21 protein-coding genes are annotated in these 25,652 nt (G+C 36.6%); 6 read left to right on the plus strand and 15 right to left on the minus strand.

What is annotated here, in order from left to right; translation table 11 throughout:
- Nucleotides 1-11: 11 nt before the first annotated feature.
- The 8 genes from EV201_RS15290 to EV201_RS15325 all read right to left on the minus strand — a co-directional run bounded on the left by EV201_RS15290 (nucleotide 12) and on the right by EV201_RS15325 (nucleotide 12,617).
- Nucleotides 12-263, minus strand: coding sequence for a hypothetical protein (locus EV201_RS15290; RefSeq protein ID WP_130308518.1), 252 nt, complete (start codon nucleotides 261-263; stop codon nucleotides 12-14).
- Nucleotides 264-388: 125 nt separating this feature from the next.
- Nucleotides 389-1,714 (minus strand): DUF4302 domain-containing protein, encoded by a 1,326-nt coding sequence (locus EV201_RS15295; protein WP_130308519.1) that lies wholly within the window; start codon nucleotides 1,712-1,714, stop codon nucleotides 389-391.
- Between the two features lie 222 nt (nucleotides 1,715-1,936).
- Nucleotides 1,937-2,857 carry a zinc-binding metallopeptidase gene (locus EV201_RS15300; protein WP_130308520.1) on the minus strand — a complete coding sequence of 307 codons (921 nt, stop codon included), beginning with the start codon at nucleotides 2,855-2,857 and terminating at the stop codon, nucleotides 1,937-1,939.
- Nucleotides 2,858-2,963: 106 nt separating this feature from the next.
- The gene (locus tag EV201_RS15305; protein WP_130308521.1) at nucleotides 2,964-4,475 is read right to left on the minus strand and encodes a RagB/SusD family nutrient uptake outer membrane protein; all 1,512 of its coding nucleotides are present in this window, start codon (nucleotides 4,473-4,475) and stop codon (nucleotides 2,964-2,966) included.
- 66 nt (nucleotides 4,476-4,541) lie between these two features.
- Nucleotides 4,542-8,144 carry a SusC/RagA family TonB-linked outer membrane protein gene (locus EV201_RS15310; protein ID WP_207224516.1) on the minus strand — a complete coding sequence of 1,201 codons (3,603 nt, stop codon included), beginning with the start codon at nucleotides 8,142-8,144 and terminating at the stop codon, nucleotides 4,542-4,544.
- A gap of 149 nt (nucleotides 8,145-8,293) precedes the next feature.
- Nucleotides 8,294-9,481, minus strand: coding sequence for a FecR family protein (locus EV201_RS15315; RefSeq protein WP_130308523.1), 1,188 nt, complete (start codon nucleotides 9,479-9,481; stop codon nucleotides 8,294-8,296).
- A gap of 187 nt (nucleotides 9,482-9,668) precedes the next feature.
- Nucleotides 9,669-10,187: an RNA polymerase sigma-70 factor gene (locus tag EV201_RS15320; protein ID WP_165389679.1), complete on the minus strand. Its 519-nt coding sequence runs from the start codon at nucleotides 10,185-10,187 to the stop codon at nucleotides 9,669-9,671.
- A gap of 567 nt (nucleotides 10,188-10,754) precedes the next feature.
- The gene (locus tag EV201_RS15325) at nucleotides 10,755-12,617 is read right to left on the minus strand and encodes a tetratricopeptide repeat protein (protein ID WP_130308525.1); all 1,863 of its coding nucleotides are present in this window, start codon (nucleotides 12,615-12,617) and stop codon (nucleotides 10,755-10,757) included.
- Between the two features lie 210 nt (nucleotides 12,618-12,827).
- Between EV201_RS15325 and EV201_RS15330 the strand changes: the two genes are divergently transcribed.
- The 4 genes from EV201_RS15330 to EV201_RS15345 all read left to right on the plus strand — a co-directional run bounded on the left by EV201_RS15330 (nucleotide 12,828) and on the right by EV201_RS15345 (nucleotide 17,544).
- The gene (locus EV201_RS15330; RefSeq protein WP_130308526.1) at nucleotides 12,828-14,987 is read left to right on the plus strand and encodes a TonB-dependent receptor; all 2,160 of its coding nucleotides are present in this window, start codon (nucleotides 12,828-12,830) and stop codon (nucleotides 14,985-14,987) included.
- Between the two features lie 118 nt (nucleotides 14,988-15,105).
- Nucleotides 15,106-15,735, plus strand: coding sequence for a tetratricopeptide repeat protein (locus EV201_RS15335; protein WP_130308527.1), 630 nt, complete (start codon nucleotides 15,106-15,108; stop codon nucleotides 15,733-15,735).
- Nucleotides 15,728-16,780, plus strand: a complete 1,053-nt coding sequence (locus EV201_RS15340; protein WP_130308528.1) for a sensor histidine kinase — start codon at nucleotides 15,728-15,730, stop codon at nucleotides 16,778-16,780. Before EV201_RS15335 ends, EV201_RS15340 begins: the two co-directional genes overlap by 8 nt.
- A 5-nt stretch (nucleotides 16,781-16,785) precedes the next feature.
- The gene (locus EV201_RS15345) at nucleotides 16,786-17,544 is read left to right on the plus strand and encodes a LytR/AlgR family response regulator transcription factor (RefSeq protein WP_130308529.1); all 759 of its coding nucleotides are present in this window, start codon (nucleotides 16,786-16,788) and stop codon (nucleotides 17,542-17,544) included.
- Nucleotides 17,545-17,623: 79 nt separating this feature from the next.
- Here the strand turns inward: EV201_RS15345 and deoD are convergent, their stop codons facing one another.
- Both deoD and EV201_RS15355 read right to left on the minus strand, forming a co-directional pair.
- A complete protein-coding gene (gene deoD / locus EV201_RS15350) occupies nucleotides 17,624-18,340 on the minus strand; it encodes a purine-nucleoside phosphorylase (RefSeq protein WP_130308530.1) in 717 nt (238 codons plus the stop codon).
- Nucleotides 18,341-18,620: 280 nt separating this feature from the next.
- Entirely contained in the window at nucleotides 18,621-19,073 is a 453-nt protein-coding gene (locus tag EV201_RS15355; RefSeq protein ID WP_242610501.1) for a nucleoside deaminase, read from the minus strand.
- A 182-nt stretch (nucleotides 19,074-19,255) separates the two neighbouring features.
- Between EV201_RS15355 and aspS the strand changes: the two genes are divergently transcribed.
- Nucleotides 19,256-21,016, plus strand: coding sequence for an aspartate--tRNA ligase (gene aspS, locus EV201_RS15360; protein ID WP_130308531.1), 1,761 nt, complete (start codon nucleotides 19,256-19,258; stop codon nucleotides 21,014-21,016).
- Nucleotides 21,017-21,156: 140 nt separating this feature from the next.
- Here the strand turns inward: aspS and EV201_RS15365 are convergent, their stop codons facing one another.
- From EV201_RS15365 to EV201_RS15380, 5 genes are all read right to left on the minus strand, one after another.
- Complete coding sequence (locus tag EV201_RS15365) at nucleotides 21,157-21,444, minus strand: hypothetical protein (protein ID WP_130308532.1); 288 nt, start codon at nucleotides 21,442-21,444, stop codon at nucleotides 21,157-21,159.
- 36 nt (nucleotides 21,445-21,480) lie between these two features.
- Nucleotides 21,481-21,657: a hypothetical protein gene (locus tag EV201_RS16450; protein ID WP_165389680.1), complete on the minus strand. Its 177-nt coding sequence runs from the start codon at nucleotides 21,655-21,657 to the stop codon at nucleotides 21,481-21,483.
- A 91-nt stretch (nucleotides 21,658-21,748) separates the two neighbouring features.
- A complete protein-coding gene (locus EV201_RS15370) occupies nucleotides 21,749-22,915 on the minus strand; it encodes a 1-acyl-sn-glycerol-3-phosphate acyltransferase (RefSeq protein WP_130308533.1) in 1,167 nt (388 codons plus the stop codon).
- Between the two features lie 189 nt (nucleotides 22,916-23,104).
- Nucleotides 23,105-24,451 carry a M23/M56 family metallopeptidase gene (locus tag EV201_RS15375; protein ID WP_130308534.1) on the minus strand — a complete coding sequence of 449 codons (1,347 nt, stop codon included), beginning with the start codon at nucleotides 24,449-24,451 and terminating at the stop codon, nucleotides 23,105-23,107.
- Entirely contained in the window at nucleotides 24,444-24,830 is a 387-nt protein-coding gene (locus EV201_RS15380) for a BlaI/MecI/CopY family transcriptional regulator (protein WP_130308535.1), read from the minus strand. Before EV201_RS15380 ends, EV201_RS15375 begins: the two co-directional genes overlap by 8 nt.
- A 137-nt stretch (nucleotides 24,831-24,967) precedes the next feature.
- Between EV201_RS15380 and EV201_RS15385 the strand changes: the two genes are divergently transcribed.
- Nucleotides 24,968-25,609, plus strand: a complete 642-nt coding sequence (locus EV201_RS15385) for a hypothetical protein (protein WP_130308536.1) — start codon at nucleotides 24,968-24,970, stop codon at nucleotides 25,607-25,609.
- Nucleotides 25,610-25,652 lie beyond the last annotated feature (43 nt).

The following is a 25,652-nucleotide window of genomic DNA, read 5'->3' on the forward strand; positions in this document are numbered from 1 at the left end:
TCGGTTTTCTCTCAAATTTTTCTTTTGTATTTCCCCTTATTATTTCGCCACTTGTACTGAAAGTATTGCATCACCAAACCACATATTACCCAAAAAGGAAGACTATATATTTTTTTTCCTGTTAGAAGCGTATACACTTTCTCCCAGGTAATAATCTCGCCATCCATTACAGGCAAAAGGATGGTCAAGCCAAGATACATGAAGACTCCCCAAAACAAACCCGGGTAAATCCACGTTTTTAATCCAAAACTCGTATCAAACATTATTGCATTTTTTATGATCCATAATATTTCAAAAAAAAGCCCCCTTGCCTTAGTAGGAAATACAAAAGCAGGAGGACTTTCAGTAATTAATCATTCAGATTTAACAAGTTTAGTTAACTGGTACTTTATTCATCATCCTCATAAGTCAATCCAAAGCACATGTACATCTCTGGATCCTCATTACTTACCAGGTAATAAGATGAGCCATACTCCTTTAACTCGATAGGAACAATAGTCCATCCCTTAGGGCTTGCTACTATATCTAAAATAGCTTGACCTTTCTCTGTAGACATTAATCCCTCTATATAAGCCAAATCATCCAATGGTGCAGACCAATAAGGCTCATAACCTAAAAATTCCATTTTAACAATATCCTCAGTTTTCTTATTATAATTAACCCTAATCTTAAGAGAATTCCAATCAGCAAAATCTAAATTGAAAGTACAAGGAAACCAGGAAGCCACATAGGTAGATGTAGAAAAATAACTAAATGCCGCATCAGGATAGATACCATCTATCAAATTGGCTAATTTTGGACTAACAATCTTTGCATCACCACCAAAAGTTTGGGGGCCAAAAAACTTATCAGTCATACCTTCAATATGAGCAGGACAATCTGCTTCATATTTAAAAGTACCAGTAACTCCAGCATCCGTTACGTCAAATTGATTCTTAGCCTCGTCGTATTTAAAAGATCTAGCACCAATACCATTCAATACCAATGCATGATGAAATTCAAAACCCTCATGAGTAAAGTTGATTGGCATCAGCTCGTGCTTTGCTTCTCCGTTATCTACATAGTTAAGAAATGCAATAATCTTATCCCCACTGTATACCATGTTTACTTTTGTATCCCAACCTTCAACAGATAAGTTGAAATAAAAAGGTACAACTACCTGTTCGTTAGCTCTCTCAATATGTTTCGTGTGCTTGGCGTATTCTCTTAGTTGAGCAGGTGTTTCCGCTGTAGCTTTAACCAATACCATTGGATCTCCACTCACTCTCTCTGCAAGATACAGGGTATCCCCATCAGCTGATTTCTTGGTCATACTAAACTCCAGTTCACCACCAAATCCTTTTCCTGGTTCTCCAATTTCCGGATCAGTCATCTTTGAAAATTTGCTATAGGTGTCGAAAATCAAGACTGGCTTTTCAAACATTTTTACAGAATATTTCGATTCATCAGAAAAATCAGAAAAATCCCAATTCATATTTACGGTACCTGTTTCATCAAATTTAAAATGAAAGGTAAATGATCCTAATTTTGTTGGATTCGGGTAGTAATGGGTTAGCCATCCATGCTCAGATGAGGTTAAAGCATCTTTGAACTCATTAACAGCTATGGCAGCTCTTTCGTCTGGCGCAAGATCAAACTCGCTTTCAAAATCGTTGTCACATGCTGCCAAGATAACGAGCATGCAACTAATTATATAAAGACTTAATTTTTTCATGTGTTTAAAATTTTCTTTTGTTGGTCCTCCCCACAAATTTAAGCGTACTACCCGATATCTATCGGGAGGGAGGGAGGAACATTCAAATGAAATCTTTATCTGTATGATCTTAATTCCACTTGATTGCTCCAATTCTTTTTATAACTCAACTACAGAAGGAAGGAACTCACATGCTAATTAACAATCTCAAAATTGTTTCTTTCTGTGAATTCATTTCTCCCTCTATTCCTCTTCAGCAGGAGCCAAACCAGCCAACACATCGGCAATTTCAGCCTGCAAATCATAGATATCGATCTTCCAAATCTGAAGCATATAATCAGCTATCATCTTCTCCTTCTGACGAATTTGATCTCTGGCTTTTTCTGACGCAGCTTCATCTGTATTCCAGCTGTCATCATATACTTTGATCTTATCGATTATCTCATTCCAATCCCCATTGCTACGAGTCAAAAATTCGGATAACATCTCCACGAAATCTTCATCCGGATTCAGCATGGAATATGCAGTAATAAATCCCATTTTCCTGGCTTCATAATCATTGAAATTCATCCAATTGGAAGTATAACCTGTTGTCAATTTCTTGTATTCTACAGGATATGCTATTGTTTGATGGAGAATATGACCAAACTCGTGGTGCATGGTCTTAAAAACCCTAAGAATAGGTTCCATTGCCGAACGTTTCTCCCATTCATTCATCCCAGACAGATCAAAGTCGATGTAATTCAGGTCGAAAACAGTGATCTTTCTTCCCCCTTCGGCTTGTCCCAACACAATCCCACCATTATCTTCATAATTGTGACTACCTACCAATACAATTTGTTTGGGTATGAATTCTTTCATAAAATCTTCTCCCCCATGATTCGCATAAGGATCAATCCAAATCTCCTTCATTTTATTCAGGAATGGAACCACTCTTTCAATTTCTGTAGGCGTTAGAATTTTTGTATTATCCAACTCTGAGTTATCCCACTTGTATTTCACTTCAACATTGTAGGGATAGGTATAATTTTCTCTGATCCATTCATCAACATCATTTAACTCTGGTGTAGAAGTATCGATTAATGACTTTCCTAAATCTTCTTCCTTATCACACGAGGCAAAAAGAATAGACATAGAAAAGAATAGAAATATTATCTTTTTCATATAATTATTATTTTAAATTTTGGCCATATGGAAGTCGCATGAATCATCATTTCACTGTATGCGAAGCTTTGTTCTCATGCTCGTTTCATATCTTAAATTTTTATTATTATCGTGGGTTTGCCTGTAATCCAATTGCAACTGCTTGTTCAGGAATTTGAATGACTCTTCTGTTATCGTCTTTTGGTAAGCTAATAGGACTTCCCTCAAACACATTATGAGTAATTTCAAAATTGAATCGCTTCACATCGAACCATCTCATTCCTTCATGTACAAATTCACGACGACGCAAATCCAACAGATACCATAAGTAGTATTTCTGTCCTTCTTCAACTGTATAGTATGGTGCCAATACAGGTCCATCAACAGTTTCATATTCCTTCTGTATTTTTTCCAGGGTGACTTTATTGTCTGGATTATACGCTCTCTCTCTTTTTTGAAGATAGCTATCCAAATCATTTAATACCGAAGCGTAATCCTTTTTCATGGCATAAGCTTCAGCTCTGTTGAATAAAACTTCTTCAGTAGTAAAAAGTGGTGCAACCATATTAGGATATCCCTGATCAGGATTGTTGTCGTGGCTTTCAATTCTACCTTTTAATTTTGGGATAAATCCTAACAGCTGTGAACCTGCGGCATACAATACTTTATCACCAATCACCATCTCGAAACGCATTTCATCGGTTATAGGATCTTTACCAAACAACTCGCCAATTTTAGGAGCCGAAAGAGAATAACGGAATACAACAGCACCATTCCCCCAATTGGTATAACCTCGAGCCAACATGATGTTGGAAGCTTCTTCGGCTCTTGTATACTGCGCCCAAAGCTCACTGGCTTCATAGGTAAGATATTTCCCATTCCAATCTCTCAGTTTACTTGACGGATCACCACCAAGAACAAAATCAGAGTGTTCAATTACTTTATCCCAGTCACCTTTATATAAGTAGAAACGCGATGCAAAAGCATGAAGTGCAGACTGTGTAAAATGGTATTTACCTACAGCATAACTATCATCTCGAATCAACTTAGCTGCTTCCTCAATATCAGCCTCAATTCTGTCATATATTGTTTTTACAGAGGCTCTTTTATAATCTTTGAATACAACCTTCTCTGGTTCTTCAACAAAAGGCACCCCCAAGTCACTCTCTGCTGTAGCAGGATTGTAATGCTTGCCGAACAAATTCACCAACATGAAATGCGCATAGGCACGTGCTGCCAAAGCCTCACCTTTTTGGGCTGAATAATTTTCTTTATCCGAAACCTTTTCAATCGCATCCAAAGCATGATTGGCTGCAGCAATAGCAGCATAACAAGCATTCCAATACATTGTAGGCGTATCGTACGAATCAGAAGCCGCATCCTTCCAATAATAAGCATCTCCATTAGGTATATATTCTGCTACATATTGACCAACTCCCTTATCTCCTGCATTATCCGACATCACCTCAGTAAATCCATGATAAAAAGCATCAGGATAGGCAGATACCAATAATTCACTCACCGCTTCAGGCGAATCCAAAACAGTCCTGTTATCAGGTGTTTCATCTAAATAGTCATTACATGAAGATAACATGGTCATCCCCAAAAAGACTAAGGCTATATTTTTAATTTTCTTCATTATCTTAATTTTTATTGATATATAATTGATTTTCAATCACACAATAAATTAATCTTTTATACTATTTTAAAAACCAAGCTTTACCGAGAAGGTATATTGCTTAGGAACAGGCATGGCCACACCGCCAGAGCCCATAAACTCAGGATCTTGTCCATTCAATTTTTTATCAGAATGAATCAGGAACAGGTTCGATCCCTGAAGTTTCAATGTCGCACTGTTAAATCCAATTCCAGTTAAGAATTTCTTTGGCAGACTGTAAGCCAGCGAAATCTCTTTCATTCTTACAAATGAACCATCAGCTACACGTGCTGTAGATAAGTTATATGCATTATAAGCCTTGGTATAGTTTACATTATACTGACGCTGCGATAATATAGCAGGAATATCAGTGATTTCCTCATCCCCCTTTAGCATCCAACGATCGTAAAACTCCTTAGGCATCGCATCTAGATCGGAATATTTCGCCTTAAACTGTGGACGTAATCTCACCTTATTACCAAACTGGTAGGTCATAAATACATTCAATTTCCAATTCTTATAGGTGAAATTATTACCGAAACCACCTGTAACCTTTGGATCAATAGAACCTTCATACTTCAGATGATCAATGTCATTTGACTGAAAATCCAAATCAGAAACAGTAGTTTCCCCATTTTCATTGATGAAAGTAGGTAAACCTTCCTCGTTTAATCCTTCGTATTGAATCGAAAACAAACTTCTCACAGAATATCCCTCCAATGGTCCTCCAACATCTTTAACCAGATTGTAAATATTTTGGAAAGATTTCAACTTAGTAATCTCATTCTTATTGTAAGCGAAAGTGATATTGGTATTCCATTTAAAATCATCAGATTTCACATTATGAGTGGTTAGCGTAAACTCAACACCTTTCGATTCCATATCAGCATAGTTGGCAAATTTCCAAAATTCACCTCCAATACCCGAAGTTTTGATATAAGCAATCAAATCGAATCCTTTACGTTGATAAGCATCTACACTCAAGTTGATTCTATTGCGGAATAAACCTAAATCCATCCCCACATTGGTTTCATACTGCTTTTCCCATGTTAACTCCGAATTCTCCAAACCATCGATATACATTCTCGATTCCTGTTCTGAAATATAAGGGCGGTCGGTCACATCATTCTTTAATACCAATGTTGAGTTATTAGCTGCCCCCATACTTGCAGTCAATCCATAAGTCGCTCTTAATGACAAATGAGAAATAACTTCAGAATCTCTTAAGAAATCTTCATCATGCGCATTCCAGGATCCACTCACGTTCCAGGTAGGTAACCAACGTGCAGAGTTTGATTGTCCCAATTGATTTGAACCATCGTAACGAAAAGTTCCGTTAACCGTGTATTTTCCGGCATAAGAATAACTACCGGTAGCAAAAAATGCAGCGAAACGATCACGATACTGTTGCATACCATAATAAGAAACCCCATTCTGTAATTGATGTCTCACAAAATTTGGATCGATATAAGGTATACCCCCTCTTTCCCACTGGTAGCCAACACCATCAAAAGAACTATTTTGTCGGTTAGAAGATTTAACTTCCATACCACCCATAACATTCACAATATGGGTTTCTTCAAATATCTTATTCCAATTTGCAGTTCCTCTAAAATAATAGTTTAGCAAGCTATTGTCGCTTCTATTGTAAAAACCTCCCTTTGGCAAAACAACCTGAGGTAATGAGTTTGGAACCTCATTATCTTTAAATAGGAACTTATTGTTCTTAGCGATTTCGTAAGTATCAGCGGCTCTATATGCTGATGCCATATTGGAGTTCTCCAAAATTTTATGTTCCTGAGTCGATTTCACATATCTTATTGAACCCACAAAGTTTAGATCCAACCCCTTAGATAATTCATAATCGATATTAGCCTGCAATTTCAAATCCAACATATCAATATCCAGATAATTGTTCTTCATCTCGTTAATGATATTGAAATCGGCATAATTCATTCGGTAGAATTCCAAATTTCCATTATCATCATAAGGGCGCAAAACTCTACTGGTATTCAATGCATAAGAGAATGGATTGATATCAAAATCACGACTATACTGACCATTTATAGGATCTTCTACACGACTCACCGTCCCAGGAGCCTTTTGCTGACGAAACGAACCAGCTGTAATAAAACCAACCTTCAGTTTATCATTCAATTTTACAGATGCATTTGCATTTACTGTATAACGGTCTACCTTATCGGCAATAGACCATCCTTTATCTCCGTAATAGCTTGTCGAGAAATAAAAATTAGACTGTTCATTTCCTCCAGTTAAACTAACAGAATGGTTTTGTGTAATGTTATTTGTAAACAACTCATCAAACCAATCGGTATTGGTCATTTCGTATTTCTGCAAAAATTTAGCTCTGGCTTCAGGGGTATTTTGTAAACCAAAACCAGTTTCAGGATCGTAAGTATTAATCAAATCATACATCTTCTTATAAATACCACCATTTTTTTGACGAGATATTTCAGCATGATTCAACCAGCCTTTAGCCTCAAGCTCTCTATAAACAGACATCTGTTCACGAGAATTCATGATATTATAATTAGAGTAAGAAGGTTTCATTCTCATGGTATATTCACCCGAATATGAAACTGAAGTTGAACCTTTTTTTCCACGCTTAGTAGTAATTACAATCACACCATTCATAGCTCTTGCACCATAAAGAGCGGTTGCCGAAGCATCTTTCAAAATCTGAAAGTTTTCAATATCATCAGAGTTCAAACCAGCAACTGCTGAACTGATCAGAGTAGAAGCATCACCTGATGACAAATCATCTGGTGAAATATCGACCACATCCTCAAGAACAACACCATCAACTACCCACAAAGGTTTTTGATCACCATAAATAGAAGAAGCACCACGCACACGAATTTTAGGTGCAGCACCAAAGGTACCGGATACAGTCTGAACGGATACACCAGCCGCCTTACCTTCAAGCATTTGCCCCACATCAGTAATACCTGCTACTTTTGCCTCTTCAGCCTTCACTGTGGTAGCTGAACCGGTAAACAATCGACGATCCGTTTTTCTGAAACCATCAGAAACAACAACAACCTCAGAAAGTTGTTCTGCATCAGACAATAATGTCACCTTCAATTCTTTTTGATCCTTCACCAAAATCTCCTGAGATTTCATTCCAATAAAAGAAAATACCAAAACGGCTTTCCCGTTAACAGGAATCTCAATTGTAAACTTCCCATCAAAATCAGTAGAAACACCATTAGTTGTTCCTTTCTCCAAAACAGAAACACCAGGCAATGAAATCCCCTGGTCATCAAGCACAACACCAGAAATTTTCTGTTTATTCTGCTGTTGCGTTTTAGCAGATGAATCAACTGGTTTAAAAGCCTTTCGTAAGGTAACAGCCTTACTTTTAAACTCATACTCCAAATCACTATCTTTTAAGCAGCGATTCAAAACAGACTTCACTGTTTCTTCCTTAGCATCTACACTAAGTCCATTAACATCTTTAACATCAGAAGAACTGTATAGAAAAACCAGACCAGTCTGTTCATGGATCTCCCACAACACCTGTTCCAGCTCTACACCTTCCATGTTCAATGTCACTTTTGAATCCTGAGCCAGCGTCGTAGCCGAAGCACTTATCACACTGACAAACAGGAAAATTGCGAGCATTTTCATAACTAGTAATAGTTTAAACAGCCTCCGGGATCGAAAGCCATTATTCAAACATTTTTTCATAACTTTGTAAAGATTTAGGTTACACTTAAATTCTATTTCTGTTACAGCAGAAATTCTGAGAAACAGGAAATGTTACAGCATTTCCTGTTTTATTTTTCACCAATTACAATGGTTTGACCATTAATTTCAACATCTACTTTACGAGTCAGCTCAAACATCTCCATAATAGAACCGATCTCACTATTCCGATTAAAATGACCTCCAAAGCGGTAATCTTTAACCGATGAATTCTTATAAAACACCTTCAAATCATACCATCTGGACAGCTCAGTCATAATATCCTCAATTCTTTGATCCTTAAACAAGAAAACGCCCTGTCTCCAGGATGTATACAAATCAACATTTACTTCTTGCTTCATAATATCTCCGGATGCCTCATTAACAACTGCTTGCTGACCTGGTTCCAACATCATTGTTTTAGCCTTAAAACCTGAAGAACGAACTTTTACACTTCCTTCCACTAAAGTGGTCACGACATTCTCATCCTCTTTATAGGCCTTCACATTAAATGAAGTCCCAAGAACTTCAACCTTTGTGCCCAGAACATCAACAATAAAAGGATGTTTGGCATCCTTACTCACCTCAAAATAAGCCTCTCCGGTCAACTTCACATTTCTTGTTTTCCCAATAAATTGAATTGGAAACTTCAAAGAACTCATAGCATTTAAATGCACCTTAGTCCCATCGGCAAGTACCAACTCATACTCACTCCCCTTGGGTATCCTAACAGTATTGTATAATAAAGCTCTCTTATCATTTCCTGCCTGATATTTTAAACTTCCCTCCCCTTTCTCAATTTGGGTTCCATCCTTCTCTTTTAGGGCAGAGACTTTATAATCATCAAGATTTACGTTCCGTCCATCCGCTAAAGTAAGCTGAGCTTTAAGTGCTTGCGGCTCATTCCTCACAAACTTATCTTGCTGCTGCTGAGACAGGTTAATTAAATCGTTGTATAAATAATAACCAATTCCTGCAAAAAATAAGGGAATGCATATCACTGCAGCATAACGAAAAATCGCTTGAAACGCTTGCCTCGTTTTATTAGGGCTCAAAGCTTTTTCAAATCTTTCCCATCCTTCACCCACATTCACCTGATGAAAATCTTCATCCCAATTAAGAAACTCTTCTTGTTTGCAAATTTTCTCGTAAGCAACCTGATTCTCTTCATTGTTGTTAATCCAGGTATCCAGTTCCTGTCTCTCAGATTCATCTAAACCAAAATTTATTTCTTTGGCAATCAGCTGAGATATTCTTATATGATGGTCAATTCTATTCACTCGAAAAATTTATATGATTAAAGTTGGACTTTTGTTCTCCACACGAACCCTTCACTCCAAACATTATATGACTATAACAACTCAGAAATAAAAGAGGGTGGGAGGCAGTTTATTTTTTTCAAAAAAAAAATCAGAGTCCGGATGGCCCCTGACATCAATCTGTGATTTGAATATAAAACAAGAGTTTTTACATAAAAAACCCAATCAACATAATTAGAAAAACAACACTATCCTTCAGTTGTAAACGAAGCAAACGATAGGCATTCGCTTTTACGGACTTGACGGTATTTATAGATACATTTAAACGAAGAGCGATCTCCGGATTCTTAAGTCCCTTCATACTCATCTGAACGACTCTTTTTCCTTGAGAAGGTAAAACCTCAATGGCCTTATGAATCTCGTAATAGGTTTCCTGCTCAAGAATGTTATCTCTAAAGAATAACTCTTTTTCCATAGCCTGAACGGCAAAATCTAATACAACTTTAGAATGTTTAATATGATTTAAGCAACTATTACGGGTAACCATATACAAATATCCTTTCATAGCATTTTCATTATCAAATGCCTCCTTGCCCTTCCATAATTTAATAAAAGCCTCCTGAGCCATATCTGCTGCCACATCACCACTTTTCACATACTTTCGGGCAAACAAACACAAGCTGGAATAGAAGCTTTCAAAAAATACTTTAAATTCTTTCCTGTTCACTTTGGCTATAGTTTTGGGTTAACAAATTTCAAGCGTACTTAGAGAGAATTAGGGACTCCCCAAATACAGTGCATAAAACTATCAACATCAAAGACTAAAGCCTATTTTGAAACCTAGACAACAGGGGTCGCAAGCTCTAAATTCACATGGACAAAAGGGGTCGCAGATCAAAAGAGTAGGATTTTTGGGGCTCTCAGCCCCTGGGTAGAGTTAAGACAGAACATGATTCCCGAACACAAATTCAAAACCAATAACTAGCTGGTTATCGCTTTTAATACGACTTAATGAAGATGAATAAGAAAAAATAATTCAAACATGAATTGTTCTAATTCCGAATGCCAATTCAGAATATCATTCTTATATACACCATAACAACTTCGAGTCAGAGCTGGATTTTACAGGGCTTGTTCCAGACATGATCCGGACTTGTACCAATATTAATATAGTATTAAAACTGATTTTGATTTATCTATTAATATGCGATAAAAATATTCGTCATGTATGGTATAATGCAATATAGTTCCGAAGAAAGGGAAAGATATAACCTCATCCTTCAGAAACCGCTTATTAAAAATTACTCAGAAATTCAAAAAGATTATCAGAGGACTCTAAGCCCAATTTTTTTCTTAATCGATAACGACGTTTTTCAATCGCATTTACTGAAAGATTTAAAATCCTTGCGATTTCCTTAGCATCTAGATTTAATCTTAAATAAGCACAAAACCTTAAATCATTAGTATTTAAATCAGTATATTTCTCAATTAATCTCTTAAAGAAACCTTGATGAACTTCCTCGAAATGCATTTTAAATATATCCCAATCCTGATCCAGATTAATATTACTCTCTATCTCCTGAATCAGTCTCTTTAGAGAAGCTTGTATGTCATTTTTGTCGGATGCAAGAACAGCTTCAACCGATTTTTTAAGACTATCAAGCGTTTCGTTTTTACTGACAACATGCAAAGCATTCGCAGCCAACTCGCGTTCTTTATGCTTTAAATCTTCTCGAAATTTCAATTGCTTAAGACGATTGATCTCCTCCTTAGCCAAAATTTCTTCTTGCAACCTCAAATTCTCAAGATCTTTCTCCCTTTTTTCTGAATCCATTTTCTCTAAAGCAAGTTTGTCCATTAAACTAACCTGTTCAAGCAATAAATTTTTCCTCTTAAGATTGAGTTGCTTTAAATGCAGAACCCTCAGAATTAAAAAAGATATAATCAACAAACCAACAATAAGAATAATCTGATTTCTTTTCTGAATTCTCATTTTTAATTGTAACAACTCAATTTCTTCCTCTTTCTTCTCCGTTTCGTATTTTATCTGAAGTTCATTGATTTGCTTTTGAGTCCGTTCGTTGTAGATTTCATCTCTGTAGGCCATAAACTGCTTCGTTTTTTCCAGCGCCTTCTGATAATTTCCCTGTAGAGTATAAACCTTGGCTATTCCTGCATAACAATCTTTAATACTCGCCTTATTTAAATCCTCCAAAGCAATTTTCAGTGCTTTTTCAAAGAAGGCCAAGGCCTTTTCCAATTTATTTTCATTTGCCCAATACTCCCCTATATTGATGGACGAAGATATGATTCCACTCTCGTAATTGTTTTCTTCAGAAATCTCAAGTGCTCGCTGGTAGTCAGCTAGAGCTTCATTTTTTTTATTCAATTTAAGGTAAATAACACCTCTATTATTCAAGGTCGACGTAAGCATCAGGTTATTACCAGACTCTGTGAAAATGGGAATTGCCCTATCCAGATACTGAAACCCTTTTTCATACTCTCCAATCTCGTCATAAATGTTGGCGATATTTACAGAGGTTAGCGCAAAGTGAAAAAAATCTTTCTCTTTTTCATAGATCTCCAGGAGCTTATTAAATAATTCCAAAGCTTTATCATGATCTTTATAAATAGAATAGATAATGGCAATATTGTTCTTCAATCCTTTCACCCGGTTCTTATAATCAATTTCTTCAGCCTTCTTCAGAGCTTTGAAATAAAAAGTCTGTGCATCTTCGTAGTTACTCATTTTAAAATAGGTGATTCCAATTTCATTCCAGGAATCAACCAAACCTCTCCCATCATTTTCACTCTCAGCAATGCCGGCAGCCTCTTTAAAATGTTGCAAACCTTCAAAATAGTTACCTAGATTGGAATCCTCTCTACCTAGAAAAATCAACGCTTTAACCTGAGATTGAGGACGACTTAGCTTTTGTGATAGCCTTAGAGCTTCCTCTGCATAAGCAATGCACTTCTCAGAATCCTTTTCAACCAGTTCCTGACAAATTTTTAATAAGAGTTCGAGCTTCTGATCATCATCAACAATGGCTAACCGATTTTCCAGGCTATCGACTTTCCCTTCATCAATAAAAGTCACATTTCCTGAATAAGAATATACAGATGAAAAAACAAGTAGAAAGGTCAGTAGAATTCTCATGGGGATTAAGATTTAAGAATATCCCAAATATAGAACTTTAATTCACTTATTAAAAAAAGGAGATCGATCAGAAAAGAATATGACTTAAATGGGAATACCTGATTTTAACATTACAATTCGGTCAGACAATTCAACAACTCAGCAATTATTCTTTTTTAATCAGGTCTTCAAAACTCATTTTTGTGATATCAATCATTAAAGTTATATCGCATGTTACAACGATTTTTATTTCTCTTCATTCTACTCTCATCCGAATTATTATCAGCCCAAATCCATATCAGTGGTAGGGTTTGCGACAAAGAAGGAAATCCAGTTCCCGGAGCCAATGTTTATATCGACAAGACCTACGACGGGGCATCCACCGATACCAATGGCGCCTTTAATTTCAAAAGCAATACTTCTGGTGAGCAGACATTGGTGGTGTCCTGTATTGGTTTTATCACGAGTAAGCTGAGCAAGAATGTAAAAGACATGCAAAATTTACAAATCCGTCTTAAAGAGTCGATAAATACGCTAAATGCAGTTGTGATCACCGCCGGAACCTTCAGTGCTGGCGACAACAGTAAGCTTACCGCCTTAAAAACTATGGATGTGCTCACCACCGCGGGGGCTGCGGGCAACTACATTGCGGCTTTTAATTCCTTACCCGGCACCAGTACACTTGGCGAAAGCGGAGAACTCTACATCAGAGGTGGGAACAGCAGAGAATCACAAACCTTCATTGATGGCCTCAAAGTATTTAATCCCTATAGTTCAACAGCTAACAACATCCCTTCAAGGGGACGCTACTCTCCAAATTTGTTTAAAGGCATGACCTTTAGTACTGGTGGTTATTCGGCGGAGTACGGACAGGCGCTTTCGGGCATCCTCCTACTGGATACCGAGGACATTCCGGTTGAAGAAAAAACAGACATCTCAATTATGAGTGTAGGGGCTTCAGTGGGTAAAGTAATTAAAGAGGATAGGGATGCCCTAAGTTTGAACACCTCTTATACCAATCTGACACCCTATTACAAATTAAATCCATCACGCTACGAGTGGGAAAAATCGCCGGAGAGCTTGTCCGGAGAAGCTGTTTATCGCCATCAGTTCGAAAAAGGGCTGTTTAAATTTTACACGGGCTACGGTTATACCAACTATCAGCTTCTACAAAAAAACATCGATTATCCTGAAAAAATCAACTACAAAACCCATGAGCTGGACTTATACATCAACAGTACATACAAAGGGACGCTCTCAGAAAAATGGGTATTGACAACGGGTGCGAGTTTTGCTACAAATGACAATAAGGAAAAAGTCGATGCGAAAAAATTGAAAACAAAAGAAAACAATGGACAATTGAAATTTAAACTCAAATATATTCCCTCTGAATCCATCAATCTCAGCATGGGTGCTGAGTATTTTTTTACGGCTACCGAAACTCGTATCAGCCTGAAAGATCCTCTTTGGAAGCAAAATGAAAATCTAAACAATCAACTGGCTGCAGCTTTTAGCGAAAGCAATATCTATTTTTCAAAAAACACGGTGCTCACGGCAGGTGTTCGTGCTGAATTTAACGATTATAACAACCAAATTCAGTTAGCGCCCCGTTTATCCATCGCACAAAAAATAAGTCAATACAGTCAAGTATCATTCGCTTGGGGAGAATTTTATCAATTGCCCGAAAACTCAACTCTAATAGAACAGAAAAAGCTAAAAGAAGAGAAAAGTCAACAATACCTATTTAATTATCAATACAATAAAAATAGTCGCCTGCTAAGGACAGAGTTGTATTACAAAAAATATTCGAACCTAATTAAATATGAACAAACAGATAAATACACATCAGCGAATTATAACAATGGTGGTTATGGCTATGCCAAAGGGATAGACATTCTATGGAAAGATGACAAAAGCATCAAAAATATGGAATACTGGATTTCCTATTCCTATCTGGACACTGAAAGAAACTACGAGGATTATCCTGAACTGGCTGAAATAAACTTCAGCAACAAGCATAACCTTTCGGTAGTAGGCAAATATTGGATATCGGCATTGCGGTCGCAGGTGGGTTTTAGTTACAAATTTGCCAGTGGCAGAGCCTATAACGATCCGAATGAAACTGAGTTTATGGGCAAAAGAACAAAACACTACAGCAACCTAAGTCTCAATTGGGCCTTTCTAATATCCCAACAAACAATATTCTATTGCTCTGCCACAAATGTGCTGGGACAAAATGCCATTTTTAATTACGAGTACAGTCGTGAACCAAACTCAGCCGGACAATTTGAAAGACAAGCCATAAACCCCAGTACGAAGCACTTCTTTTTTGCAGGCCTGTTTATCACCCTTAGTAAAAACAAAAAGAAGAATCAATTGGAAAATTTATAGAATTAAAACAATCACAAATTACAGTTCAGCAGTAAAAATCGACAGCTGGGTCAATCTCTTTTTGAACTCCATTTTACATTCAACAATTTTACAATCACAAACTAAAAAAAAGAATATCATGAAAAAAATCACACTACTAATACTGCTTATTACAGGCCAAATATTAATGTGTTCAGCACAAAGCAAGTATGAAAAAGGGATGAGTGAAGCGCTGCAATTGTGGGGCGACCAGAAACCGATGGAGTCCATTGCACTTTTCGAGCGCATTGCATCAGTCGAAAAGGAAAACTGGTTACCCAAATATTACATGGGACTTATTTATACCACCAAAGTATTAAATGGAAAAGATAAAAAAGGAGCCGATATTTTACTTGAAAAGGCACAGAAACAAGTTGATTTAGCGATGAAATGCTCTGCAAACAATTCAGAAATTTACTGCCTGCAAGGTCTGATTAATACGGCTTGGATCACTCTGGATCCGATGAACAACGGACAAAAACTGTCAGCTGTAACAATAGGGAACTACAAAAAAGCAATTGCATTGAATGAAAACAATCCACGCGCACTGTATTTGCTGGCTGAATTTCAGATTAATATGGCCCGCATGTTCTCGCAGGATACCAAATCCTATTATGAGATGATCAAATCATCATTAAAAAAGTTTGATAACTTTAAAGCTCCTTCTGCTTTTTATCCAAACTGGGGAAGAAACAGAGCAGAACAACTATTAAAGTCCAGAGATGAATAATTACAGAGCAAAAAGAGGCGAACTGCCAACACAGATATTCAAAAGCCTGAAGGTGGGCCTTAATATCACCCTAATCTTCACGCTTATCAGTTCACTTATCATGTTTCGTCACATGAGTTTGATGCGGATATGGTATGCCTTCCTGATATCCGGCATGTATTCATTCGGCATTGGAACAGGTTGCTCGCTAATCTCAATGCTTCTGGATTGGAAAATCGATTGGATTACACAAACCCGAAAACGGGTGTTTTACGGCCTTATCACTACCCTTGTATACACAACCTTTGTTGTTCTTTTGGTCAACTATTATCGTATGGTTACCATCCAGGGAATTTCAACTGAAGCATTCTGGTCAGCTTCTAAGATCTGGCAACATCTGTTTTACATTATTCTTTCCCTTGGCATTGCTGTTTTTTTTCATGCCAAAGGATTTATGAGAGAATGGAAACATTCCGTTACCCTTCAGAACGAATTGGAAAAAGAGAATCTTGCTTCTCAATACGAAGCTTTAAAAAGCCAAATCGATCCTCACTTTCTATTCAATAGCCTGAATGTACTGTCATCACTTGTTGATGAAGACACAGTCTTAGCACAAAAATTTATCAATCGACTATCACATATTTATCGCTATGTACTCGATCAAAAGGACAAAGAATTAGTGTGTTTGGAAGAAGAGTTGAACTTTGCAGATCAATACATTTTTTTACAAAAGATACGATTCGAAAAAGGAGTTACTCTAAATACACACATTAATTATGCGAGTCATAATTATTTAACGATTCCTCTGGCTCTTCAGATTTTGCTTGAAAATATTTTTAAACACAACGCAATATCCGACGAAAAGCCAATCTTTATCAAGATAGAAACCCAAGGTGATTTTTTAATAGTTAGCAATACAATCAATAAAAAGAATACGATTCAAAGGTCTCACAATTTGGGTTTGGATAATATAAAAGCCCGTTACAAATATTTCACAGATGTTGATGTTATTGTAGAAGAAACCCCGGAACAATTTTGTGTTAAACTTCCCCTTATCCCCAATTAATAATGATGAATGTAGTTATAATAGAAGATGAAAAACCTGCAGCACGCAGATTGGAGCGAATGCTGAATACTGAAGGCCTCAGTGTGATAAAAACGCTCCATTCGGTTGCCAAAGCTAAAGAGTGGTTCCGAGAAAATGAGCAACCCGAATTAATTTTTCTGGACATTCAACTTTCCGATGGCTTGAGCTTTGAAATATTTGAACAGATAGAAATCTCATCGAGTATTATTTTTACAACTGCTTACGATCAGTATGCCTTAAAAGCATTCAAACTCAACAGCATCGATTATCTGCTTAAGCCTATCGAAGAAGATGACTTACAGAAGGCAATCGAAAAATACAAGCACTTTAATCCTACTAAAGAAAAACAGCAGCCCTCCCTGCCCATGGAGCAGATTAAACAGTTGTTGTCATCCTATCAAAACAATTATAAAGAGCGATTTACTGTAAAGGTGGGGCAACATATCCGCAGTATTAAAACCGAAGAGATCGAATGTTTTTACAGTGAGAATAAAGCCAGTTTCATCTATACAAAAACCGGACGTAATTACCCCATAGACAACTCTCTTGAACAATTGGAAGACTTACTCGACCCACTTGTCTTCTTCAGGGTAAGCCGAAAATATTTTGTCCATATAGATTCAATAAAGGATATAATCGCTTATTCAAACAGTCGCCTGAAAATTAAAATGAACAACTTCCAAGAGGATGAAATCATCGTCAGCCGGGAAAGGGTGAAAGATTTTAAAAGCTGGTTGGGTTAAACATCACAATCACATGCATAAAAAAAGGAGAAACTCCCCAAAGCTTCTCCTTTTAAAATGCAATCTATTTAGATCTAAATTATTGCTTGATTGCAGTTTCCAAACCGATTGTAATCATTGTATTCAATGATGTTTGACGCTCTTCAGCGGTTGTTTCTTCTCCTGTTAAGATATGATCGCTAACTGTCAAAATAGCCAAAGCTTTAGCCTTGTGACGAGCTGCAATTGTATATAATGCAGTGGCTTCCATTTCTACAGCTAAAACACCGTAGTCAGCCCAAATTTTAAATGGTTCCGGATTATTGTCCAAGTCATGGTAAAAGATATCAGAGGTTAAAGTTGATCCAACTTTAATATTAACGCCCTGCTCTTTAGCAGACTGGTGTGCATCAGTCAACAAACCAAAATCAGCACATGGTGCATAATCCATACCTTTGAAAAGGTTTCTGTTCATTGCTGAATCGGTACATGATGTCATTGCCAGGATCACATCAAAAACTTTCACATCGTGATTGAATGAACCACAAGTTCCGATACGAATAACATTCTTAACACCATATTGAGTGATTAACTCGTGAGTATAAATCCCAATTGAAGGCACACCCATACCCGTACCTTGTACAGAAATACGCTTTCCTTTATAAGTTCCGGTGAAACCTAACATATTTCTCACCTTATTATAACAAACAACATCTTCAAGGAAGTTATCTGCAATGTATTTCGCTCTTAATGGATCTCCTGGTAATAGGATGGTTTCCGCGATATCACCCATTTTAGCCTCGTTGTGTGCACTCATAGTATTAATTTTAAATGTGTTTCAATCAAAAGGTGTTATCCTGGAAACAATCTATAACAGTATATATTGCGCAAGGATACACAAATCTATAAAAGATTTTAAACACTTTCAACAAAGAGAGATGGATGATATAAATGGTTGGATTGTAGTAATCCTAAATCGGTAAAAAGGTTAAATTACCCCTAATAAAACCCCAATTTACTTCTTTTCGGATTTTCAGCTCGCTAAAATAATGCTTTTGTTCGGGGATTCAAAATTAGAGATCATAAAATAACATGTCTTATCTTTTCTTCACAAAAAAGCGCTTTACCAAATCAGCACAATCCTCTTCGAGAATGCCGGTTATAAGTTCTGTACGAGGATGGAGTGGCGAGGGTGAAAATGCCGTAAAACCTCTTTTTTTGTCTCCCGCACCATAAACGATACGACTAATCTGCGACCAGGCTAAAGCGCCAGCACACATATTGCAGGGTTCAAGTGTCACATACAGGGTACAATCCTTCAGATACTTTCCGCCTAAATAATTTGCCGCAGCTGTAATCGCTTGCATTTCGGCATGTGCAGTCACATCATTTAAGCGTTCGGTTAAATTATGTGCTCTAGCAATAATTCGGTTATTACAAACAACAATAGCTCCCACGGGTATTTCATCCTCATCAAAGGCCTTATGGGCTTCTTCCAAAGCTTGTTTCATAAAATATTCATCAGAAAACGGATTGATCATTTCTTCCATAAAGTCTGTATTTCAAAATTATTGTCGTTTGTCTTGACAGATATTTTAAATAAAAGCCTCATTCTCTTCTTTAGTGTGTCAGTAAACAAGATAAAAAGTAAAAGCCTGCCCTATTTCAAAAAAAATCTGTTCTAATTCACAAAAACTTAGTATTTTCGCAAAGTTAATAAAATAGGAATAAGATGTATAGAACTCATACTTGTGGTGAATTAAGAATTCAGAATGTAAAGGAAACAGTAACCCTTAGTGGTTGGGTGCAAAAAGCACGTGATCTGGGAGGAATGACATTTGTCGATCTGCGTGATCGTTATGGAATTACTCAATTTGTTTTCGATATGGAAACAAATCCGGAGCTTTGTGCTCAGGCTAGAAAACTAGGTCGTGAATTTGTTGTTGCAATTACCGGAACCGTTCAGGAACGTCAAAGCAAAAACTCAAAAATTCCAACCGGAGATGTTGAGATCATTGCTGAAAAAGTTGAAGTCTTGAGTAAGTCAATTATCCCTCCTTTTACTATCGAAGATAATACCGATGGCGGCGACGAGTTGAGAATGAAATACCGTTACCTTGATTTACGTCGTAACTGTGTTCGTGAGAACCTTGTGATTCGTCATAAGATGGGAATCGAAATTCGTAATTTCCTTGACCAACTGGATTTTATTGAAACAGAAACACCTGTTTTAATCAAGTCTACTCCTGAAGGAGCACGTGACTTTATTGTGCCATCACGTATGAATCCAGGCGAATTTTACGCTCTGCCACAGTCACCACAGGTGTTCAAACAACTGTTGATGATTTCCGGTTTCGACCGTTATTACCAAATTGTAAAATGTTTCCGCGACGAAGACCTTCGTGCTGACCGTCAGCCTGAGTTTACTCAGATTGATTGTGAGATGGCATTCGTTGAACAAGATGATATCTTAAATACTTTCGAAAGCCTAACCAAACATTTATTCAAAAAATTGAAAGATGTTGAATTAAACTTCGATTTCCCTAAGTTGGACTATGCTGATGCCATGAAATACTATGGTAACGATAAGCCTGACACCCGTTTCGATATGAAATTTGTTGACCTTAGTGTTATTGCTAAAGGGAATGATTTCAAAGTATTTGATGATGCTGAATACATTGGTGCAATCTGTGCGACAGGATGTGCAAACTACACTCGTAAGCAATTGGATAAGCTAACTGACTTTGTGAAAAAACCACAAATCGGCGCTAAAGGTTTGGTTTACGTTAAATATAACGAAGATGGTTCATTCAAATCATCTGTAGATAAATTTTACTCTGCCGAGCACCTTCAAAAATGGGCTGATGCTTGTCAGGCAAAACCTGGTGACTTATTATTAATTCTTGTTGGTGATCGCAACACAACACTCCCTCAACTTTCGGAGTTGCGTCTTGAAATGGGGTCTCAACTTGGACTTAGAGATAATACGAAATTCTCTCCTCTTTGGGTTGTTGACTTCCCTCTATTGGAATGGGATGAAGATTCTAAGCGATTCCACGCCATGCACCATCCGTTTACATCACCTAAAAAAGAGGATCTACACTTGTTAGAGACTGATCCGGGAGCTGTTCGCGCAAATGCTTATGACTTAGTTATTAACGGTGTTGAAATTGGAGGTGGTTCTATTCGTATTCACGATACAGACCTTCAAGCTCAAATGTTTAAGCATTTAGGTTTCACAGATGAAGAAGCTCAAGAGCAATTTGGATTCCTAATGAATGCGTTCAAATATGGTGCACCTCCACATGGTGGAATTGCTTTCGGATTTGACCGTTTGGCATCTCTATTTGCTGGCATTGAGTCTATCCGCGACGTCATTGCTTTCCCTAAGAATAATTCAGGACGCGATGTGATGATTGATTCACCATCGACGATTGCTGAATCACAATTAGAAGAACTAAATTTAGCACTAAAAGCAGTTGAGAAGAAATAATTCTCAGGCTCTTAATTACACATATCAAAAGGCTATCTCAAATGGGATAGCCTTTTTTCATATCGCCTCAGCTGATATAAAACAAAAAAAAGACCAACGAAAATTAATTCGATGGTCTTTACAATATCAATTAAAATAGACTACCAGTCCACTTCGTCTTCTTCCTCACTTTTATCTACAAGGCCTTTTTCACGCTTGATCATGTCCTTGTACATCGCACGCATGAATAAACAACCATGTTTAACAGCCTCATCCTTGCTTTGAAAATTAGCTTTAATCAAATGATGAGCAGTCATTTCAAGTTCCGGATCATCGGTATAATAATAAACACTAACATTCGGTCTACCACCTTTTTTCTTAATATCCAGTCCCATCCAGGTTTCAAAAACCTCACCGTCAACCTTTATATGTCGTTTAAACTTTATCATTTCAATTCTATTACTTGATAAAACAAAAGCAGAGCCTTACTTCTCTTGCTCCAAATTTTTCATTTTCTTTTCCAGATTATTTAAAAGAACCATAGTAATTGTTAGTAAAAACATAACAACCAATTCAATATAAATTCCTGTTTTATCTCCTGATTCACCTGATGAATGCAGTAAATTAAGAACACTTGCTACCATAATCAGGAAGGTAGACATTATCAAAATAAATTTAATTAGTTTCATCCTTATCAATATTGGTAATACAATTTAATTGTGACTTGTATTAAATAGCTGATGCCACAATTATCTATAAATTTTCATTTACAAAATCAGGCTTTGTTAACTCAATCTGATTTTTTACTGGATTGGCATATATCTCAAAAAAGATTTCCTTAAGTCTCTCACGATCACCATCAACCGTTCCCAATTTTTTATCCATATGTTTTAGGAACAGATCTTTTTCCTCATCGGTATAATGATCCTGATATTCGTTGGTTTGATTCAAAATGTCAAAAGCAATATAATTATCCGGCCACAGCTTAAAATTCTTATGAATTTTATAGTCGATTAATTCAGCCAGAGCCTTAAACTTATCACGACTATCGTCCATCTCCTCTATTACATCCAACATTTCCGAAATGGGTTTCCCAACTCTAAAATGCACTCTTCCCTTTTCATTGATCATCCCTTTTAGCATGCTCAACAAATCGTCCTTAGGCGTTTTCTTATAACCGACTTCAGTCTCTTTTAGGAACAACTCACGGGATTTTAATGCATCACAAGGCTCATACTCATAAGAGATAGCGACAGGAACAATTCTTAAGGCCCTAAAATGCTCAGAGAAGGTTTTACTACCACTCATCTGCAACATTTTCAACAAACTTTGCTGTGTTCTATCGTCTCCATCCTTGGTTCTTCCTTCACGCTGTGCGATCCAGACCGAAGATTTCTTTGTATTTAGCGCATACCCAATGTATGATGACAACTGATTTGAATTGACCAGCATATCTCGAACTGAGGCATTACGTTTTACAACAAAGCTCTTATTCAACTTTACCAAATCACTGATCCAGGGTTGAATCAGAAGATTAGACCCAATAGCAATCTCCGTTGTCGAAAAGTCGTTTCTATAAAGTAGAATATTTAACAGAGCAGAATCCAGAATAATATCTCGATGGTCAGAAATAAACAGATAACTCTCATTTTTATCCAATTTATCCAGCCCTTCGATGCTAATTCCTTTTGTGGTGTTTTTAATGATGTTATCTGCCAAAGGAACAATGAACATCGATTGAAAATCGTCAACCGTTTTTACCTGCGACAAGCTCGCTTCAATTTTTTCTCTGGATAAATCCGGAAATAATTGCAAGGCAAACTTTAAAAAATCATCATTCTTAATTAATCGTTCTATTACCTCTGGAACTTCAGAGTCGCAATAGGGACGTATATCATCATATTCTGATTCAGAAATCATTATCTAATCGAATTGGTTTTAAGGAACTGCAAAAATAAGTAAATAAAATGGATTATCTAAATACTGTCGCTTGATGCAAACTCATACACCTCAATATCAAATACTAAATTACAAAAGCAGCTGCAAAAATGTTTCATTTTGCAACTGCTTTCTATAAAATTGTTGTGAAAAATTCTTATTCTTCCTCGCTTAATTCCTTTTAAGACTAGTAAAATCAATAAAATCAGCAGGATTTACATTCTCTCCATTCTTCTTGACTTCCAGATGCAAATGCGGTCCTGTTGAGATACCAGATTGACCGACATAACCAATCACATCCCCTTTTTTCACTTTCTGCCCCAGATCGACATTATAACGACTCATTTGGGAATACAAACTCGCCATACCTCCATCATGTTGGATTATTATGTAACGCCCATAAGCTTTACCCTCCACATGTTTCATTTGAAGTTGCTTAACCTGTCCATCAGCTATGGCATAAATAGGTGTGCCTTGGGGAGCTGCGATATCGATTCCTTTGTGAAACAGCATCTTTTTCTTAATAGGATGCATTCTTTCGCCATAAGGTGATGTCATTCTCACATCGGCTGAAGCTTTAATAGGCATCATGAAATGACGGCCTGCTGGAATCGTTTTATCCTCCTTGTTCATAGATTTTATCTCGGAATAATTGAAACTCAACATGGAAACAAAAAGGACGGGAAGTATAAGGATCAGCCTCAGATGAGCCCATACAGATGTATTTGATTTTTTAATCATTTTTATTCGTTTTAGTGTTAATGATGATTTAAAGGCGCTAGTCAGGTTTAAATTCATTTTACTTTCTACATGCTTTAGTAAACACTGTTGATAACTAATTTTGTTTGTAGCATCAACGATACAAGCCTGATCTGCACAGTATTCATGTACCTCAACCAAAGCATTTTTAAATAGATAGATAATCGGATTAAACCAAAAGAAGGCTTTAAATAATTCGATAATAAGCAAATCGATACTATGCAACTGTTTTGAATGAATTGACTCGTGCAAAAGAATCTGCTTATTTTCTGTCTTTGAAAGAATTGACGGATTCAGAAAGACATAACTAAAGAAAGAATACGGCGAATGAGCTTGTTCCAAATAAATCAAGTTCAAATCCCCCTCTTTTTTTATTTCATTGGCTCTAATGATTTTAAAAATTGAAACTAAATTAAAAATGAATCGGCCTAAAATTGTTATAACACCGAGCACATAAAAAAAACAGATCCAAAAGCGATAACTAAAACTAAATCCTTCCGCAATATTAGGTTCTGAGAACTGTAACTGATCTTCGACAGAATTTTCAAACTCCCAAACAAATTGATTGGCTTTAGCTAATTGCTCATGATCCAGCGTAAAATTAATCGTGGGCAAAACAAAAGATAATACCAGAGCCGTTAACAAATAAAAACGATTCCTTTTCACATGCGTTTCTTTGACCAATACGAGTTGATAAAAACCATAAAAAATGGCTAAACACAGGCCTGACTTAATTGAATAAAGAATAAAATCAGTCATCGGAATTGCTTTTTTTATTTTGAATTTGTTCTTCAATTAAAGCTTTCATTTCTTCCAATTCACTTAAAGACAAATCCTGTTCTTTGGTAAAAAATGAGGCGAAACCTTTTGCCGAGTTATTAAAGAAACTTTTAATCATGCCTGACATAAACTCCCGGGCATACACTTTTTTAGGCACTAAAGGGAAATACTGATTGGTTTTACCAAAAGTTTCAAAGCCTATAAATCCCTTTTTAACCAGAATTCGAATCACGGTAGCAACAGTTGTATTAGCGGGTCGTGGTTCTGGAAATTCTGACACAATATCCTTAAGGAAAGCTTTTTCCAGCTTCCATAAGTATTGCATGATTTGTTCTTCTGCTTTTGTCAATTCTTTCATGACTCAAACATACGACTAATTAATTAGTCGTACAACTATTTTTATAGTCTCCTATTATTAAAGTTTGTTAAAGCCTTTTCAATTCTATACAATAAATACTATATTGATAACTCAAAAGTCAATTAAACACACATTTAATGAAAAACTTAAGCTTTTTATTTATCCTCGCTTTACTTTTGACTAGCTGTGCCAGTTCATATGTCACCGATCAAAACATTACAAAACCTGAGAAAGCTTACCACCATATTTTAGTGGTGAGTTTGTTCAACGATCTCAATTTGAAAAAGTTTGATAAAGAAACCTACTCTACTTCTATTAAGGATTATTTCTACGACTTGAACAGAATTGACAACCACCCTCTAATTCAAAAGAGCATTAAGGAAATGCTATCAAGTAATCGAACAATCGTGATTCCTTCTTATAAATTATTCAAGGTAAATCAAGACGTAAACTACGAGGAATTTCTGGAAACAATTGATCAAAAAGAGATTGATGCCATTCTCGTAATCAACCAACAAAATTACTTCTACGAAAAAAGAGAACGGGTAATGGAAGATGGTGAAATTCGTGTTAATGAATCTCCAAAAGCTGTTTTCAACACCTACCTGGTCGATCGAAAAAAATTGGAACCTGTATGGATAAGTCGAATTTACTCAAATGGGACATCATGGGATACACATGGTAGCATGTACAACAGTATGGGAAGGAAACTGACTAAGAAACTTATTAAATCCGGCTATATACGACCGCCATTTCAAACACGAAGTGTTCACAATTAAAATAAAAAGGGCTGTCGATACCTAAATCGACAGCCCTTTTTAT

This window comes from Ancylomarina subtilis (assembly GCF_004217115.1).
Lineage (GTDB): Bacteria > Bacteroidota > Bacteroidia > Bacteroidales > Marinifilaceae > Ancylomarina > Ancylomarina subtilis.

Coding starts and splice junctions, on each gene's coding strand:
- EV201_RS15290 (WP_130308518.1), bottom strand. CDS start 263: ATGTTTGATACGAGTTTTGGATTAAAAACGTGGATTTACCCGGGTTTG.
- EV201_RS15295 (WP_130308519.1), bottom strand. CDS start 1,714: ATGAAAAAATTAAGTCTTTATATAATTAGTTGCATGCTCGTTATCTTG.
- EV201_RS15300 (WP_130308520.1), bottom strand. CDS start 2,857: ATGAAAAAGATAATATTTCTATTCTTTTCTATGTCTATTCTTTTTGCC.
- EV201_RS15305 (WP_130308521.1), bottom strand. CDS start 4,475: ATGAAGAAAATTAAAAATATAGCCTTAGTCTTTTTGGGGATGACCATG.
- EV201_RS15310 (WP_207224516.1), bottom strand. CDS start 8,144: ATGAAAATGCTCGCAATTTTCCTGTTTGTCAGTGTGATAAGTGCTTCG.
- EV201_RS15325 (WP_130308525.1), bottom strand. CDS start 12,617: ATGAGAATTCTACTGACCTTTCTACTTGTTTTTTCATCTGTATATTCT.
- EV201_RS15330 (WP_130308526.1), top strand. CDS start 12,828: ATGTTACAACGATTTTTATTTCTCTTCATTCTACTCTCATCCGAATTA.
- EV201_RS15335 (WP_130308527.1), top strand. CDS start 15,106: ATGAAAAAAATCACACTACTAATACTGCTTATTACAGGCCAAATATTA.
- EV201_RS15340 (WP_130308528.1), top strand. CDS start 15,728: ATGAATAATTACAGAGCAAAAAGAGGCGAACTGCCAACACAGATATTC.
- EV201_RS15345 (WP_130308529.1), top strand. CDS start 16,786: ATGAATGTAGTTATAATAGAAGATGAAAAACCTGCAGCACGCAGATTG.
- deoD (WP_130308530.1), bottom strand. CDS start 18,340: ATGAGTGCACACAACGAGGCTAAAATGGGTGATATCGCGGAAACCATC.
- EV201_RS15355 (WP_242610501.1), bottom strand. CDS start 19,073: ATGGAAGAAATGATCAATCCGTTTTCTGATGAATATTTTATGAAACAA.
- aspS (WP_130308531.1), top strand. CDS start 19,256: ATGTATAGAACTCATACTTGTGGTGAATTAAGAATTCAGAATGTAAAG.
- EV201_RS15365 (WP_130308532.1), bottom strand. CDS start 21,444: ATGATAAAGTTTAAACGACATATAAAGGTTGACGGTGAGGTTTTTGAA.
- EV201_RS16450 (WP_165389680.1), bottom strand. CDS start 21,657: ATGTCTACCTTCCTGATTATGGTAGCAAGTGTTCTTAATTTACTGCAT.
- EV201_RS15370 (WP_130308533.1), bottom strand. CDS start 22,915: ATGATTTCTGAATCAGAATATGATGATATACGTCCCTATTGCGACTCT.
- EV201_RS15375 (WP_130308534.1), bottom strand. CDS start 24,451: ATGACTGATTTTATTCTTTATTCAATTAAGTCAGGCCTGTGTTTAGCC.
- EV201_RS15380 (WP_130308535.1), bottom strand. CDS start 24,830: ATGAAAGAATTGACAAAAGCAGAAGAACAAATCATGCAATACTTATGG.
- EV201_RS15385 (WP_130308536.1), top strand. CDS start 24,968: ATGAAAAACTTAAGCTTTTTATTTATCCTCGCTTTACTTTTGACTAGC.